This is a genomic window from Methanospirillum sp. (assembly GCF_035560735.1).
Classification (GTDB): Archaea; Halobacteriota; Methanomicrobia; order Methanomicrobiales; family Methanospirillaceae; genus Methanospirillum.
The window spans coordinates 1-2010 of record NZ_DATMYY010000386.1 but is presented as its reverse complement, the minus strand read 5'-3'; the positions used below and the strand labels follow the sequence as shown (position 1 = coordinate 2010).

3 protein-coding genes are annotated in these 2010 nt (G+C 46.8%); all 3 read right to left on the bottom strand.

The features are described from left to right. Positions 1-3 precede the first annotated feature (3 nt). Positions 4-834, bottom strand: a complete 831-nt coding sequence (locus VN429_RS11390; protein ID WP_325633408.1) for a metal ABC transporter permease — start codon at positions 832-834, stop codon at positions 4-6. Next, a complete protein-coding gene (locus VN429_RS11385; protein ID WP_325633406.1) occupies positions 834-1580 on the bottom strand; it encodes a metal ABC transporter ATP-binding protein in 747 nt (248 codons plus the stop codon). Before VN429_RS11385 ends, VN429_RS11390 begins: the two co-directional genes overlap by 1 nt. Further along, on the bottom strand, positions 1577-2010 hold a 434-nt coding region (locus VN429_RS11380), incomplete at its 5' end, for a formylmethanofuran dehydrogenase subunit E family protein (RefSeq protein WP_325633404.1). The genes VN429_RS11380 and VN429_RS11385, both read right to left, overlap by 4 nt.

Genomic DNA, 2010 nt, shown 5'->3' with positions numbered 1-2010 from the left:
GTGTTAATATGTTTGACTATTTACTTTTCTTTTTGGTGAAAGTGCCACTGCGGCCATAAAGATAATTGAAAAAAATACAGCAGTCAGCGGCCCAACCGGGAGTGAGTACGTAATTCCAGTGTAGGCACCAATAACACTGATGATAGCAGCCACAATGGGAGCTGCCAGAAACATCTGCCTTATCGTTCCGCAATACTGGTATGCAATCGCTGCAGGAGTGACAAGCCAGACATAAAGAAGCAGACCACCAACGATGGGAAGACAGAGTGCAACCATGATGGCTATCAGAAAAAGGCAGAGATAATACACTGGCTGCACCTGTATCCCACTGATCTCAGCCATCTTCCGGTGAAATGTAATGGCTGCAATCTCTTTGTTGAAGATATAAATGATCAGGATGATTCCCAGTGTGATAACGCACAGACCGTAAATCTCCTCCCTATACAGGGAGATGACGTTGCCGTACAGAAGAGAACTGGCATCAAATCCCCGCCCGGATGATTGCATCATCGAAATAAAAAATATGGCAAGGGCCATCATCGTTCCAAACAGAACGCCCAGGGTAGTGTCGGTATGCATCCGGGTCCGGTAACTGAGCGGCCCCATGACTGTTACTGTCAGTATACTCATCACAATGGCCGAAAGCATCATGGGAAGCCCGAAGAATACTCCCGCTGCTCCTCCGGCAAATGCTGCATGAGACATCGTAAATCCAATTGAGGAGATGTTCATTTGAGTTATCAGAACACTCAGGATAGCACAACCGACTGAGGCGAAGAACATCGCCTCAATTGCATGGCAAAGCACATTATTCGGGAATAGAAACTCAAGCATCAGCCGGCCACCGGGACTGAGCGAATAAGGTTGGCTACGTTATCCGGCTTTGAAACAGTATTCAGAACTAATTTTCCTGTCTGCATAACAATCACCCGGATGTCCCTATCAGGAAGACTGTCAAATGCATGAGAGACCATCATGACCGGTACACCGGAATCGCAGATCTGGCAGAGAATATCTGAAACCTCATCCCGGGTCCTGATATCCAGGTTACTGTAAGGTTCATCCAGGAGAAGTACTGATGGCTTTTTTGCCAGATTGTGGGCGATGAGGACTTTCTGTTGCTGACCGCCGGAGAGTTTTCCGATGAGTTCATCTTTCAGGTGGTCAATTCGCAGAGTTCGCATTGCATCCCTGGCTGCCTCAACATCTTCTTCGGTCTCACGTCTGAACCATCCGATTTTCCCATATCTTCCCATTCTGACAACTTCTTCCACAGTGTAGGGAGTAAACGGGTGAAAATCAAAATTCTGAATAACATACCCAATACTGCATCTGGCTCTGGTTGCTTCTTTAAGAACTCCCATTCCGCAGACAGTAACAGATCCCCGGACAATGGGGAGCAGCCCGGTGATGGCTTCAAGAAGAGTTGTTTTGCCTGCCCCGTTTGGACCGCCGATAACAACGAATTCTCCAGCCCTGATATCAAATGAGATGTCCCTGATTACCGGGCATTCCGCTCCTTCATAGGTTGTCCAGACGTTTTCCAGATGAATTAGGCAGTCAGGTTTGCCACAGCTCACAGGCCATCAACCTGGAATAATTCCTCATCCTTCAGATCATAGAGGGATTGGGCATATTGTTCAATGGCCAGTTCATAGTCAGGATCATTCTGATCCAGGGTTTTCAAAGGATGTGGCGTGATTTTTATCTTCTTCTCATCTTTGCAAAACGTGCTAAATAGATTTTCGGACTTGATTATTTCGATATTTCCTTTCCCAAGTGTGCAACCGCTTCCAAGTTGAATTCCATCTGCCATGCAGGACTGCGGAGTGATTCCATTACAGAAGACCTGTGCCTTGAGCTCAAACGGATCTGCATTTAAAGCCTTCAGGGCATATCTTCCCATCCGATATCCTAACACAATAAATGGTCCAAGATGCCCGTGAAACCGGGCAAGACCATGTACTGAATAATCGCGGGGAATTTCCATATATTGACAATGGTCATGCC

What these genes read in the sequence shown, in the direction of transcription:
- VN429_RS11390 (WP_325633408.1), bottom strand. Translation starts at nt 834, where the DNA reads ATGCTTGAGTTTCTATTCCCGAATAATGTGCTTTGCCATGCAATTGAG.